This window comes from Micromonospora arborensis, from assembly GCF_003205615.1.
Classification (GTDB): Bacteria; Actinomycetota; Actinomycetes; order Mycobacteriales; family Micromonosporaceae; genus Micromonospora; species Micromonospora arborensis.
The window spans coordinates 1-250 of record NZ_PYBV01000165.1 but is presented as its reverse complement, the minus strand read 5'-3'; the positions used below and the strand labels follow the sequence as shown (position 1 = coordinate 250).

1 protein-coding gene is annotated in these 250 nt (G+C 67.6%); it reads left to right on the top strand.

Translation table 11 applies throughout. The annotated features are described in order from the left end of the window. Positions 1-250 (top strand): hypothetical protein (locus tag C7C45_RS33280; RefSeq protein WP_146247509.1); only part of this gene is annotated, 250 nt, incomplete at both ends.

Below are 250 nucleotides of genomic sequence, written 5' to 3'. Positions count from 1 at the left end.
ATCATCCCGCGGCCGATCAACGCCACCCACCGGGAGGGTCTGTCCGTTCTGGAGTACCTCATCTCCACGCACGGTGCCCGTAAGGGTCTCGCCGACACCGCCCTGCGGACCGCCTCCTCGGGTGCCCTTACTCGTCGGCTGGTGGACGTCTCTCAGGACGTCATCATCCGCGAAGAGGACTGCGGCCCCGACCGGGCGATCCCGATGCAGATCGGCGAGAAGCTCGACGGCAAGCTCGGCGTCCACACCC